14 protein-coding genes are annotated in these 12,764 nt (G+C 72.4%); 6 read left to right on the top strand and 8 right to left on the bottom strand.

The annotated features are described in order from the left end of the window. Window positions 1-18: 18 nt before the first annotated feature. Genes ABIC30_RS22530 through ABIC30_RS22540 form a run of 3 tightly spaced genes read right to left on the bottom strand, consistent with a single transcriptional unit; the run spans window position 19 to window position 1,721 of the window. Window positions 19-453 carry a lysozyme inhibitor LprI family protein gene (locus tag ABIC30_RS22530; RefSeq protein WP_020094160.1) on the bottom strand — a complete coding sequence of 145 codons (435 nt, stop codon included), beginning with the start codon at window positions 451-453 and terminating at the stop codon, window positions 19-21. 42 nt (window positions 454-495) lie between these two features. Continuing rightward, on the bottom strand, window positions 496-1,245 hold the full coding sequence (locus ABIC30_RS22535) for a glycerophosphodiester phosphodiesterase family protein (protein WP_354456104.1): 750 nt from the start codon (window positions 1,243-1,245) through the stop codon (window positions 496-498). 2 nt (window positions 1,246-1,247) lie between these two features. After that, the gene (locus tag ABIC30_RS22540) at window positions 1,248-1,721 is read right to left on the bottom strand and encodes a RidA family protein (RefSeq protein WP_020094162.1); all 474 of its coding nucleotides are present in this window, start codon (window positions 1,719-1,721) and stop codon (window positions 1,248-1,250) included. Between the two features lie 327 nt (window positions 1,722-2,048). Between ABIC30_RS22540 and ABIC30_RS22545 the strand changes: the two genes are divergently transcribed. The 4 genes from ABIC30_RS22545 to ABIC30_RS22560 all read left to right on the top strand — a co-directional run bounded on the left by ABIC30_RS22545 (window position 2,049) and on the right by ABIC30_RS22560 (window position 7,132). Beyond that, complete coding sequence (locus tag ABIC30_RS22545; RefSeq protein WP_354456105.1) at window positions 2,049-3,239, top strand: aspartate aminotransferase family protein; 1,191 nt, start codon at window positions 2,049-2,051, stop codon at window positions 3,237-3,239. A 168-nt stretch (window positions 3,240-3,407) separates the two neighbouring features. Further along, window positions 3,408-4,388 carry an ornithine carbamoyltransferase gene (gene argF, locus ABIC30_RS22550; protein ID WP_091927079.1) on the top strand — a complete coding sequence of 327 codons (981 nt, stop codon included), beginning with the start codon at window positions 3,408-3,410 and terminating at the stop codon, window positions 4,386-4,388. Window positions 4,389-4,665: 277 nt separating this feature from the next. Beyond that, a complete protein-coding gene (locus tag ABIC30_RS22555; RefSeq protein WP_100252409.1) occupies window positions 4,666-5,703 on the top strand; it encodes an Hsp33 family molecular chaperone in 1,038 nt (345 codons plus the stop codon). 169 nt (window positions 5,704-5,872) lie between these two features. Then, window positions 5,873-7,132: a hypothetical protein gene (locus ABIC30_RS22560; RefSeq protein WP_354456106.1), complete on the top strand. Its 1,260-nt coding sequence runs from the start codon at window positions 5,873-5,875 to the stop codon at window positions 7,130-7,132. A 91-nt stretch (window positions 7,133-7,223) separates the two neighbouring features. Here the strand turns inward: ABIC30_RS22560 and speG are convergent, their stop codons facing one another. The 3 genes from speG to apaG are packed head-to-tail and all read right to left on the bottom strand — an operon-like array spanning window position 7,224 to window position 9,386. Continuing rightward, the gene (speG, locus tag ABIC30_RS22565; RefSeq protein WP_020094167.1) at window positions 7,224-7,793 is read right to left on the bottom strand and encodes a spermidine N1-acetyltransferase; all 570 of its coding nucleotides are present in this window, start codon (window positions 7,791-7,793) and stop codon (window positions 7,224-7,226) included. Further along, the gene (argE, locus tag ABIC30_RS22570) at window positions 7,790-8,959 is read right to left on the bottom strand and encodes an acetylornithine deacetylase (protein ID WP_020094168.1); all 1,170 of its coding nucleotides are present in this window, start codon (window positions 8,957-8,959) and stop codon (window positions 7,790-7,792) included. The genes speG and argE overlap by 4 nt, the downstream gene beginning before the upstream one ends. A 34-nt stretch (window positions 8,960-8,993) precedes the next feature. Next, the gene (gene apaG, locus ABIC30_RS22575; protein WP_012319280.1) at window positions 8,994-9,386 is read right to left on the bottom strand and encodes a Co2+/Mg2+ efflux facilitator ApaG/CorD; all 393 of its coding nucleotides are present in this window, start codon (window positions 9,384-9,386) and stop codon (window positions 8,994-8,996) included. 256 nt (window positions 9,387-9,642) lie between these two features. On the opposite strand from apaG, the gene ABIC30_RS22580 reads away from it, so the two are divergent. Next, window positions 9,643-10,767 (top strand): 2'-deoxycytidine 5'-triphosphate deaminase, encoded by a 1,125-nt coding sequence (locus ABIC30_RS22580; RefSeq protein ID WP_020094170.1) that lies wholly within the window; start codon window positions 9,643-9,645, stop codon window positions 10,765-10,767. Between the two features lie 35 nt (window positions 10,768-10,802). Then, window positions 10,803-11,264: an Lrp/AsnC family transcriptional regulator gene (locus ABIC30_RS22585; protein WP_012319278.1), complete on the top strand. Its 462-nt coding sequence runs from the start codon at window positions 10,803-10,805 to the stop codon at window positions 11,262-11,264. A 22-nt stretch (window positions 11,265-11,286) separates the two neighbouring features. Here the strand turns inward: ABIC30_RS22585 and ABIC30_RS22590 are convergent, their stop codons facing one another. Together ABIC30_RS22590 and pgl are read right to left on the bottom strand one after the other, a co-directional pair. Further along, the gene (locus tag ABIC30_RS22590; protein WP_020094171.1) at window positions 11,287-11,808 is read right to left on the bottom strand and encodes a cysteine dioxygenase; all 522 of its coding nucleotides are present in this window, start codon (window positions 11,806-11,808) and stop codon (window positions 11,287-11,289) included. Between the two features lie 188 nt (window positions 11,809-11,996). Then, window positions 11,997-12,722, bottom strand: coding sequence for a 6-phosphogluconolactonase (pgl, locus tag ABIC30_RS22595; protein WP_354456107.1), 726 nt, complete (start codon window positions 12,720-12,722; stop codon window positions 11,997-11,999). Between the last annotated feature and the right edge of the window lie 42 nt (window positions 12,723-12,764).

Genomic DNA, 12,764 nt, shown 5'->3' on the forward strand with positions numbered 1-12,764 from the left:
CGCCGTCGCGGCCCGCGCTCACTCGCCGAGGCGGCCGACGCACGACACGTCGTCCGCCTTGCAGTCGAGGTATCCCTTCAGGACCTTGATCCGCGCGTCGGTCAGCCCCTTCAGGCAGCCGTTGTACTCCATCGCGTAGGCCGAGCCCCCGTCGAGGCCCATGGTCTCGAGGAAGCAGGTCGCGTCCCGGTACGACAGCCAGGCCTTCTGGGCGCCCCGCAGGGCGTCCTTCGTCTTCGGGCCGATCTTCTTCATCAGCTGCCCGTAGACGGCGTTCAGCGCCGTGTCGGCAGCCCGGTAATCGGCAGCCGCGCAGGCGTTGAGATCAGCCTGGGTCGTGCCCGCGCACGGGTCGGCCGCCGAAGCGGGCGCCGGGGAGAGCAGGGTCGCGGCGAGGGCGAGGCCCCCGCAGAGCCGCGCGAAGCGGGCGCGCGCGTCACTCGAAGCGGTCATGGCGATCTTGGTCGGACAGAATCGGACAGGGCGTAGGAAAATTTACGGGACGAAGCCCTCGAACACCATCTGATCCGCGTGCGCGGCCGCGCGGGCGCGCTGCTCCGCATTCCGGACCGTCCAGGTCATGACGGGGATCTGACCGAGCAGCCGGCAGAGGTAGGTCGGCGCGCAGGGCAGGTCGTCCACCCGCCAGGACAGGAAGTCGGGCCGCGTGTCGGCGAGGTGCAGCAGGTCGGAGAGGGACCGGCGGAGCGAGGGGGTCAGCGCCGCGTAGACCGGGTCGTCCTGCGTCGTCTCCGCCACGATGCCCCGCGGGATCGCGGCGGGGCAGAGGTCGCGCAGGGCCGCGACCACCTGCGGGTCGAAGGATTTCAGCGCCACCGGCCCGTCATAGGCGGCGGCCACTTCGGCGGCGCGGGTCGCGAGCCGCAGGTCGCCGTCGTAGCGGGACTTCACCTCGATCACCACCGGCACCGCCCCGGCCACCGCCGCCAGGAAGGCCGGCAGCGTCGGGATCGTCTCCGCGGACCCGGCGACGGCGAGCGTCCCGAGTTCGGCGGCCGACCGGTCGGCCAGAGCCGCGCTCGCCCCGGTCAGGCGCCCGAGCGCGGCGTCGTGGAAGACCATCGCCTCGCCGTCGGCGCTGAGCTGGACGTCGCACTCGATGGCGAAGCCGCCCGCGACGGCCGCCCGGGCCGCCGCCAGCGTGTTCTCCGGCCGGCCCGCCGCGCGGTCGTGCAGGCCGCGATGGGCGATCGGCCGCGCGGTGAGCCAGTCGGGGGCGGCCACCGTCAGCGGACCTCGAACATCGCCTCGACCTCGACGGCGGCGTCGAGGGGCAGCTCGGCCACGCCGACGGTGGAGCGCGCGTGGCGCCCGCGGTCGGCGAGGAGCTCGACCATCAGGTCGGAGGCGCCGTTCATCACCCCGGCCACGGCCGAGAAGCCCGGCGCCGCGTTGATGAAGCCGCCGAGCCGCACGCACTGGACCACCGCGCGGTCGAGGTCGCCCACCGCGGCCTCGAGCTGGGCGAGCACGTTGAGGGCGCAGAGGCGCGCGGCCGCCTTGCCGGCCTCGGCCGAGACGTTGCCGCCGACCTTGCCCTTGTGCTCGGCGGCGATGGCGCCGTCCGCGCCGAAGCAGACCTGGCCGGAGATCACCACGAGGTTGCCGGCGCGCACGAACGGCACGTAGTTGGCGACCGGCGCCGCCGCCTTCGGCAGCGTCAGGCCCAGCGCCGCCAGGCGTTCCTTGATCGAGCTCATCGGGTTCTCCCAGGTTCCTGCGAATCCGCGGGAGCAGGAGCACGGCCGCCCCCCGCGGCGCAAGGGCCGCCGCCGCGAAGGCCGGGATCGCGGCCCCGCGATTCTCCGGTGATCCGGGACTAGACCGCCGCAGATTCGCCGTCAGGATCGGCTCTATCGGTGCCGCGCGCAGGGCTGCCCGTCGGGCCCGCCGGGCACTGAAACGTTGACAGGCGCCGGCTCTTTCATAGTAATCGCGCGCGTGCCGCCCAGGACTGAGGCGGCACTTTCATTTGGAGCCGGCTCAACGCTCGCTCCGGGATCCTGCGTGAAACGGAGATGGGACCCGTGACGTCAGCCCTTCTGCCGACCTACGTCCGCGCGCCGCTCGCTTTCGAGCGCGGCGAGGGCGCCTGGCTCGTGACGGAGGGTGGGGAGCGATATCTCGACTTCGGCGCCGGCATCGCGGTGAACGGCCTCGGCCACGCGCACCCGCACCTCGTCGGCGCGCTGACCGAGCAGGCGGGCAAGATCTGGCACACCTCGAACCTGTTCCAGATCCCGGGCGGCGAGCGCCTCGGGCAGCGCCTCGTCGACGCGACCTTCGCGGACGTGGTGTTCTTCTGCAACTCGGGCGCCGAGGCGAACGAGGCGGCGATCAAGATCGCCCGTAAGTACCACGCGGCCGGCGGGCAGCCGGAGCGCTACCGGATCGTCACCTTCGCGGGCGCCTTCCACGGGCGGACGCTGGCGACGCTCGCGGCCGGCGGCCAGCAGAAGTACATTGAGGGCTTCGGTCCGAAGGTCGAGGGCTTCGACCAGGTCCCGGCCGGCGACTGGGCGGCGCTCGAGGCGGTGATCGGGCCGGAGACGGCGGCGCTGATGATCGAGCCGATCCAGGGCGAGGGCGGCGTGCGGGAGATCCCCCACGCGGACCTGCGCCGGCTGCGCGAGATCTGCGACGCCAACGGCCTCCTGCTGATCATGGACGAGGTCCAGACCGGCGTCGGCCGCACCGGCCGGCTGTTCGCGCACGAGTGGTCCGGCATCACCCCGGACATCATGAGCGTCGCCAAGGGCATCGGCGGCGGCTTCCCGCTGGGCGCCTGCCTCGCGACCCGCGAAGCCGCCCGCGGCATGACCGCCGGCACGCACGGCACCACCTTCGGCGGCAACCCGCTCGCCATGGCGGTGGGCAACGCCGTGCTGGACGTCGTGCTGGAGGAGGGCTTCCTCGCGCGCGTCGCCCGCTCCGGCCTGCTGCTCAAGCAGAAGCTCGCGGCCCTGCGCGACCGCCACCCGCACGTCATCCAGGAGATCCGCGGCGAGGGGCTGATGCTCGGCCTCAAGCTCGGCGTGCCGAACACCGACTTCGCCGCCGCCGCGCGGGACGCGCACCTGCTGGTGATCCCGGCGGGCGACAACATCGTCCGCCTGCTGCCGCCGCTGACCATCGGCGAGGTCGAGATCGACGAGGCGGTCCGCCGCCTGGACGCGGCGGCGTCCGGCTTCGAGGCCGTGCGCGGCGCGGCCGAGTAGGATCGATCCGCGCGATTGAGAACACCGCCCCCCGGACCCCGGAGGGCGGCCCGAAGCATTTCCGGGCGCGGTCGATCCCGCCGCGCGTGACGGAGATGCCCCTGCCAGGAGGTAGAGTGCGGTTCATGATCAGGTGATCGGTGAGCAGACTCTAGTGATTGTGACGCGATGAAAGCCCAGATTGACGGCCGGGCACAGGCCCCGGCCAGGCACCTGAACGGTGCCGGCCCTCGTCATTTCCTCGACCTCAAGGATTTCTCCGGTGCGGAGCTGCGCCGGGTCCTCGATGCCAGCGCCGCCATCAAGGCGCGCCGCCGCAAGGGCGAGCTGGCGGCCGAGCGCCCGCTCACCGGCAAGACCCTCGCTATGGTGTTCGACCGGCCCTCGACCCGCACCCGCGTCTCCTTCGACGTGGCGATGCGCGAACTCGGCGGCGAGACCCTGATGCTCACCGGCTCCGAGATGCAGCTCGGCCGCGGCGAGACCATCGGCGACACCGCGCAGGTGCTCTCGCGCTTCGTCGACGCGATCATGATCCGCATCCTCGACCATGGTCAGATGCTGGAGCTGGCCGAGTACGCCACCGTCCCGGTGATCAACGCCCTGACCAAGGTCTCGCACCCGTGCCAGATCATGGCCGACGTGCTGACCTTCGAGGAGCATCGCGGGCCGATCCGCGGCCGCAAGGTCGCGTGGTCGGGCGACGCGAACAACGTGCTGGCGAGCTGGGTCCACGCCGCCGCCCGGTTCGACTTCACCCTGAACATCGCGAGCCCGCCGGAGCTCGCGCCGCCGCCGGCGCTCCTCGCCTGGGCGCAGCAGGAGGGTGCCGACGTCCACGTCACCACCGACGCCTTCGCGGCGGTGGACGGCGTCGATGCCGTCGTCACCGATTGCTGGGTCTCGATGGGCGACGACGACGAGGCGCACCGCCACAACCTGCTCAGCCCCTATCAGGTCAACGACAAGCTGATGGCGGCGGCCAATCCGGGCGCGATCTTCATGCACTGCCTCCCGGCCCACCGCGGCGAGGAGGTGACGGCCGAGGTGATGGACGGCCCGCGCTCCGTGGTGTTCGACGAGGCCGAGAACCGCCTGCACGCGCAGAAGGGTATCCTGGCCTGGTGCCTCGGCGCCAGCGGGCTCTGATCCCGCACTCATACTGTCCGGCCTCGCGCTCGCGGGGTCGGCGCACCATATAGGCGTGAGCGGGCGGCCCGTGCTGCCCGTCTCCCCATCACGGCCGCCGGAAGGCGGCATCCCGGCGACGAACGGAGCGCGCTGCGCCGCCGCTCCCGCTCCGGGCTGGACGGGGTGAGGGATCCGATCGCTCCGCCAAGGTCATCGCCTCACGCCGCCCGGCCCCCGGGAGGACGGATCCCCGCTTTGCCGGCACGCGCCGCCGGACGCATCGATCGGAGAGGGCATGACCTCAGGAACGCAGTCGCACCCCCAGTCGCCATCCCAGCCCCAGAATGCCGGCAACGGCCATGCCGGCGCGGACGACGCCGTCCTGCCCTTCGCCGTCGAGGCGCTGGACGTCCGCGGCCGCGTCGTCCGGCTCGGCCCGGCCGTCGACACGATCCTGCGCCGCCACGGCTACCCGGACCCGGTGGCGCGCCTCCTCGGCGAGGCCGCGGCGCTGACAGTGCTGCTCGGCTCCTCCCTCAAGTTCGAGGGCCGGTTCCAGCTCCAGACCAAGACCGACGGTCCGGTCGCGATGATCGTGGTCGATTTCGAGGCCCCGGACCGGCTGCGCGCCACCGCGCGGTTCGAGCCGGAGCGGGTCGCGGCCCTCGGGACCGGCCCGCTCAAGGATGCCGAGCTGATCGGCACCGGGCATCTCGCCATGACCATCGACCAGGGCACCGCCGCGAGCCGCTACCAGGGCGTCGTCGCCCTCGAGGGCCAGAGCCTGGAGGAGGCCGCGCACCAGTATTTCCGCCAGTCGGAGCAGATCCCGACGCAGGTGCGCCTCGCCGTGGCCGAGGCCGTGGAGGAGGGGGCCGGGCGCTGGCGGGCCGGAGGGCTGCTCGTGCAGTTCCTGCCCCAGTCGGTCGACCGGGCGCGCCTCGCCGACCTGCCCCCGGGCGATATCCCGGAGGGCCACGCGCACCTCTCGGGGGACGCGCCGGAGGACGATGCCTGGGTCGAGGCCCGCTCGCTGGTCGCGACCATCGAGGATCACGAGCTGGTCGACCCGAACGTGTCGAGCGAGCGGCTGCTCTACCGGCTGTTCCACGAGAGCGGGGTGCGGGTGTTCGACCGCCAGCCGGTTCAGGAGACCTGCCGCTGCTCGCGGGAGCGGGTGATGGGCATGATCCGCTCGTTCACGCCGCAGGAGCGGCACGAGATGGTGGCGGATGACGGGCGCATCGTCATCACCTGCGAGTTCTGCTCCCGGCGCTACGACCTCGATCCCCAGGAGGTCGAGGCCGAGATCGCCGGACAGCCCGGCCAGTAGAGCGCAGGACAGCGGGCCTGCGGACCAGCATGCCCGCGTCTACGGCCAAGCTTTTCCGCGCGAAACGCACGAAGATCGGTATTCGTTGCGTAAATTTTTGATCCCTCCAGGCTGAACCGTTTCGCGACCTTTGACGTTGCGTCGCAGATTCAACATTGGAGGGTACGCCATGCGGAAATTATCGATCGGATTGGCCGCGCTGCTGATCAGCACCTCGGCCTACGCCCAGCAGGGTGGCACCGATCGCGGCGCCGGGATGGGCGGTCGCGGCGGTCAGGGTAACGCCGAGTCCGGCATGAAGGCCGGCGGCGGCGAGCGCGGCGGCATGCAGGGCGGCGCCCAGGGTGGCATGCAGGGTGACATGAAGGGCGGCCGCCAGGCGGCGTCCGAGCGCTCCGGTGCCGAGGCAGGCCGGTCCGCGCAGGGCCGCGAGGCCGGCGGCGAGGGCCGCACGGGTCAGGATCGCATGGCTCAGGACAAGGACCGGGCCGGCACCGAGCGGGGCGACCGCCGCGGTGATCGCGCCGACCGCGACGAGCGCGGGGATCGCGACGGCGCGCGTGCCGATCGCGGTGACCGTCGCGGTGACCGCCGCGCCGACCGCGCCGATTTCCGGGGCCGGACCGACGTGAGCCGGACGGATGTCCGGTCCGAGCGGGTCGAGGGCGGCTTCCGCCGCGAGGGCCGCTACGTGTTCATCGGCGGCCGCCGGGTCGTGTACGGCTCGCCGGAGTATCGCCGCCTGATCGTCACCGAGAATCGCGGCCCGCGCGCGCGTTACGTCGTGATCCGCGGCCAGCGCGTGCTCTACGGTTCGCCCGAGTACCGCCGCTTGGTCAGCGTCCGCGAGACCGGCCCGCGCGAGCGCTACGTCGTCATCCGCGGCCAGCGCGTGGTGTACGGCTCCCCCGAGTACCGCCGCCTCGTCTCCGTCCAGGAGGACCGCTTCGTGACGATCCGCGGCCAGCGGGTGCGCTACGGCTCCGCCGAGTACCGGCGCCTGAGCGGCGGCGGTGCGGTCAGCGCGAGCTTCCGCTCCGAGCAGCGCGCCGGCGCGCGCTTCGACAACCGCGGCGAGCGCGACGGCATCCGCAACGCGTCGCGGAACGAGGGCCGCAACGAAGGCCGGATGGACCGGAACGACCGCGGCCAGGATCGGGGGATGGACAAGGCCTCCCGTCAGCAGGAAGGCAAGAACGACGGTATGCGCAACAGCGACATGCGCGGCGGTCAGCAGGACGGCATCCGCAACGCGTCCGATCGCGGCGGCCAGCAGGGCGGAATGAAGTCCGGCGCCGAGGGCGGCCGGACGGGCGGCGCGGAGCGCGGCGGCATGAGCGGCGGCAGCGCGGGCGGCAACGGCGCCATGGGCGGCGCCCAAGGTGCCGGCCGGGCCGGCGGCCAGACGGGCGGTGCCGGCCGCAACTGAGCGGCGTGAGCGCGGGGGCGGGGCCGACGGGCTCCGCCCCCGCGTCGTTTCAAGCTCGTCCGTCGCCCGTCGGCGGCGGACGAGACCCGGTTCAGACCTTCAGGACGGGCTCGGCGATGTCGCCGCCTCCGCCGCGGGCCCTCAGGTAGTCCGGCTGGAACAGGCACATCCGCACGGCGTCGCGGTAGCGCCCGTTCACGAAGAACTCGTCCTTCAGCACGCCCTCGGGGTGGAAGCCGCAGCGCTCGTAGATCCGCACGGCCCGGGCGTTGTCCCGGTCGACGTGCAGGTAGAGCTTGTGGATGTTGAGCACGCTGAACGCGTAATCCATGGCGATCCGGGTGGCCTGCCACGCGTAGCCGCGGCCCTGGAAGCTCGGGTGGATCGCGATCTGGAACTCGCAGCGCCGGTGCAGGTGGTTGATCTCGACGAGCTCGATCAGCCCGGCCGGCTCCCCGCTCGGATCGGCCACGATGAAGCGCCGCTCGGTCTGGTTGTGGATGTTGCGCTCGTAGAGCTGCTGCAGTTCGGCGAAGGACTCGTAGGCCTCCTCGAACCAGTAGCGCATGATGCTGTCGTTGTTGTTGAGCTGGTGGACGAAGCGCAGGTCCTCCCGCTCCAGCGGACGCAGCTTGATGGTGATACCGGTCGCCGCATTCATGACGCACTGGCCTCGATCAGCTCGCGCAGGAAGTGCTCACCCTGGCCCAGGGCATCCAGGGTGATGAACTCGTCGGGCTGGTGCGCCTGGGCGATGTCGCCGGGGCCGCAGACCACCGTCGGGAGACCGGCCGCCTGGAAGCGCCCGGCCTCGGTGGCGTAGGGGACCGCGACGGTGTGGTTGCGTCCGGCGAGGCGCAGGCAGAGGCGCTCGGCCGCCGAGCCCGGCTCCGGGGCGAGGCCGGGGATGTCGACCTCCTCCAGCGTCTCGATCCGCCCGAACGCGCCGTAGCGGTTGAGGCGCTCGCGGGTGACCCGCTCGACCTCGGCCGCGAAGAGCCGCGGGATCTCGGCCGGGTCGAGATCCGGCAGGCCGCGATACTCCCAGAGGAAGCGGCACTCCTTGGCGAGGATGTTGCGGGCGGTGCCGCCCTGGATCGTCCCGACATGGACCGTGGTCGAGGCCGGGTCGAACCGCCCGGACGGGTCGCCGCGCTCGATCATCAGGTCGGCGATCCGGTTGAGGCCGGCGACGAGGTCGCAGGCGGCCGATACGGCGTTCGCGCCGAGGGCGGGGCGGGCGGAATGGGCCTCGTGGCCGTGGACCGTGGTGAGGCAGGTGACGATGCTCTTGTGGGCGTCCGCCACCTCCATGCCGGTGGGCTCGCCGACGATCACCGCGGCCGGTCGGGGCAGGCCGTCGCCGAACCGCGCGATCCCATCCATCGAGCCGAGGCAGGTCGTCTCCTCGTCGTAGGAGAGCAGGATGTGGATCGGCCGCTTCAGACCGGCGGCGAGCATGTCGGGCACGAGCGCCAGGGCCAGCGCGTCGAAGCCCTTCATGTCGACCGCGCCCCGTCCGTAGGCCCGGCCGTCGGCGACGCGCAGGGTGAACGGGTCGCCGGTCCAGGCTTGGCCCGCCACCGGCACCACGTCGGTGTGGCCGGACAGGATGGTGCCGCCGTCGACCATCGGGCCGACCGTGGCGAGGATGGCGGCCTTGTCGCCCGCCGCGTTCGGGAGGCGCAGGTACGGGACGTCCCAGCCGTCGAGATAGGCGCAGACGGCGTCGATCAGGGCGAGGTTGGACTTGTCGCTCTCCGTGTCGAAGGACACGAGGCGGGCGAGCATGTCGAGCGGGCTCAGCCGCTCGCCGGTCGCGGACATGGATTCCTCCGGGGCGAGGCCCCGGGCCGGGACCTCAGTGCAGGCTGCGGCGGACGTGCGGGCTGTCGAGGGAGAAGGCGGGGATCTCGGCCTCGAAGCTCTCGCCGGCCACCGTCGCCATGGTGTAGCTGCCGGCCATCAACCCGTCGGGCGTGTTGAGCGGACAGCCGCTGGTGTAGCAGAAGGACTCGCCCGGCTCCAGCACCGGCTGCTTGCCGACCACACCGGTGCCGCGCACTTCCTGGCAGGCCCCGTGGCCGTCGATGATCCGCCAGTGGCGCGAGCGCAGCTGGACCTGCTCGCTGCCGTTGTTCACGATCTCGACCGTGTAGGCGAAGAAGTACCGGCTCTCGGTCGGCGAGGACTCCTCCTCGACGAAACGAGACTGGACCGTCACACTTATTCCCCGCGTCTCGGCCTTGTACATCGCCCTATTTGGCCCTTCTTCGGACGGTACGACTCGCGGAAGCCGAATGGAACGCGCTTCCCGGCCGGTGGTAGTGGGCGGCGGAATCGCCGTCAATTGCGGCGGACTACCTCGCGCGGCGCGGCGGGCCGCCGGTCGCGGCGCCGGCCTCACGAGGCCTCCGGACGCGGTTAAGCCCGCGTTAGCGGGTCCCGGCGGACAACGCTGCTCGGCGTGACGCGGACCGGCCGGGGCGCGCGAGGGAGTCAGGGGCGCGATGAACGCGGGCGCAGCCACGGGAGCCGCCGAGACGAGCGCGGACGGCCGATCCGGCATCCTGCCGGCCCAGGCGATCGCCGCCCTCGCGCGGGCGGGCGGCATCCGGAATGCGAGCCCCTTCGCGGCCGATCAGATCCAGCCCGCGAGCCTCGACCTGCGCCTGGGCGCCAGGGCCTACCGGGTGCGGACGAGCTTCCTGCCCGGCTCGGGACGGACGGTCCAGGCCTGCGTCGACCGGCTGTCGCTGCACGCCGTCGACCTGCGCCCGGGCGCCGTCCTGGAGACGGGCTGCGTCTACATCGCGGAGCTTCAGGAGAGCCTCGCCCTGCCGGCCGATCTCGCGGCGGCCGCGAACCCGAAGAGCTCGACCGGGCGCATCGACGTCTTCACCCGCGTCATCACCGACCGGGGCGAGGCCTTCGACCAGGTCGAGCCCGGCTACGACGGGCCGCTCTACGCGGAGATCTCGCCGCGCACCTTCCCGGTCCTCGTGCGCAGCGGCTCGCGGCTGTCGCAGATCCGCTTCCGCCGCGGGGCGCCGCGGCTGACCGAGGCCGAGCTCGGCCTGCTGCACGCCCGCTCGGCCCTGGTCGACGCCGGCAGCCCGTCCTTCCAGGGCGGCGTGGCGGTCTCGGTCGACCTCGCCGGCTTCGACGGCCTCGTCGGCTACCGGGCGAAGCGCCACACCGGCCTCGTCGACGTCGACGCCCCCGGCCGCCACCGGGCGGCGGATTTCTGGGAACCCCTCGCCGCCGACGGATCGGGCAGCCTGATCCTCGATCCCGGCCAGTTCTACATCCTGGCCTCCAAGGAGGCGGTGCAGGTCCCGCCGGACCACGCCGCCGAGATGGTGCCGTTCGATCCCCTCGTGGGCGAGTTCCGCGTCCACTACGCGGGCTTCTTCGACCCGGGCTTCGGCTATGCCGGGGCCGGCGGGGCGGGCGCGCGGGCCGTGCTGGAGGTCCGCTCCCGCGACGTGCCCTTCCTTCTGGAGGACGGGCAGATCGTCGGCCGCCTCGTCTACGAGCGGATGCTCGACCTGCCGGAGACGCTCTACGGGGCGGGGGCCGGCTCGAACTACCAGGCCCAGGGGCTCAAGCTCTCGAAGCACTTCGCCCTGTAGTCCGGCCCGGACGCGCCGACGGGAGCATCGATCGCATGGACGCCGTGGACCGGAAGATCCTCGATCTCCTCCAGCAGGACGCGACGCTCCCGGTGGCCGAACTCGCCGAGCAGGTCGGCATCAGCGCGGCGCCGTGCTGGCGGCGGGTGAAGAAGCTGGAGGCGTCCGGGGTGATCCGCCGCCGGGTCGCCCTGGTGGACCGCCGCAAGGTCAACGTCCCCACCACGGTGTTCGTGGCCGTGAAGGCACCGCGCCACGCCGCAGACTGGTCGGACGCGTTCCGGCGGGTGGTCGCCGGCTTCCCGGAGATCGTCGAGGCGTGGCGCCTGACCGGCGAGATCGACTACCTGCTGCGGATCGTGGTGCCCGATATCGAGGCCTACGACGCGGTCTACCAGCGCCTCATCGCCAAGCTCGACTTCTCGAACCTGTCCTCCTCCATCGCCATGGAGGAGATGAAGTACACGACCGCCGTCCCGACGATCTACGTGGCGTGACGCGGCCGCGCCGCGGCGGGGCTCAGCCCGCCGCCACCGCGTAGGTCCGGTGGATCGACGAGTCCTGCGCCCGGTGGTCGTAGCCGTAGACGTGGATCGAGACGGCCGCCTCCGGCCCGTCATTGGCGATCCGGTGCAGGTTCGGCCCCGTGGGCATCATGCAGGCGACGAAGCCGGGCATGCGGACGGCGTCCATGGTCGCCACCGCGTGGGTCTCGCTGATCGGACGGTACCACGTCTCCCGCAGGCTGCCGCGCAGCAGGCCGAAGCAGCACGAGCAGTGGTGGTCGTGGACCGGCGTGACCGTGCCGGGCGCCCAGACCATCGCCCAGACGCTGATCGCCTCGGTGCCGAACAGGAGGTTCCGGCTCAGGCCGGGCCCCCGGCCGACCAGCCGCGACGGGTCGAGCAGATCCGGCTGGGCCAGCAGGCGCACCAGGGTCGCCCGGGCCGAGGCCAGATAGGCCTCCGGCGAGCGGCTCGCGGAGCGCGCGAGGTTCGCCAGCATCGCCTCGACGTCGGTCGGGGTGGTGGTCTGCGGCATCGGCAGGTCTCCTTCGGTGCCCTTTCACGAGGCTGCACGAAGGATACCCAGAGGCTGGCGATGACGGGTTGCGTTCTCGAACGTCATCACGTGCGACGTGGCAATGCCATTGCCCGGTGACGCCCGAGTAGGAAATGGTGTTGCGCGCGCCCGATCATTCCCGCGCGGCTGACGCCGGCGCGGCGGGTTCAGCCGGCCGCGGCCTCGTCGAGCAGCCACGCCACGGCGCCCGCGCTCGTCACGCGCCCGGCGGGCAGCATCTCGCCGGCGGCCAGCCGGGCCAGCGGGGCCCGCTTGCCGGCCCCGGTGACGAGGAACAGCACGTGCCGGGAGGACGCGAGCGCCGGCAGCGTCAGGCTGATCCGCGGAACGAACGGCTCCAGGCCGGCCTCGGGCACGGCGACGACGAGCCGCCGGGTCTCGTCGACGGCGGGCTTGCCGGGAAACAGCGAGGCGGTGTGCCCGTCCTCACCGAGGCCGAGGAGCACGAGGTCGAACAGCGGGCGGGCCGGATCGAGGCGCTCGGCCCCGTAGAAGTCGAGGAGCGTCCGCTCGTAGGCGCGGGCGCCCGCCTCCGGACCCTCGTCCGAGGGGATGAAGTGGAGATGCGTCGGCGGGATCCGGGACCCGTGCCCGAAGGCCTCCCGAACCATCCGGACATTGCTGCGCGGATCGTCCCACGGCACGGCGCGGTCATCGCCGAAGAACCAGTGGATCCGCTCCCACGGCACCCGGGCCGCGTAGTCCGGCCCGGCGAGCAGGCCGTACAGCACCTTGGGCGTCGAGCCGCCCGAGAGGCAGAGCGCGATCCGGTCGGACCGGCTCTCGCCGCAGGCCACGATGATCCGCTCGGCCGCCTCGCGGGCAACCGCCTCCGGATCCTTCAGGACGTGGGTTCCGACGGGAAGGCTCATGGGTTCGGGCCCTGCGGCTTCGGGGGTCGGACAGGTCGGCCT

This window comes from Methylobacterium sp. 1030 (genome assembly GCF_040544715.1).
Lineage (GTDB): Bacteria > Pseudomonadota > Alphaproteobacteria > Rhizobiales > Beijerinckiaceae > Methylobacterium.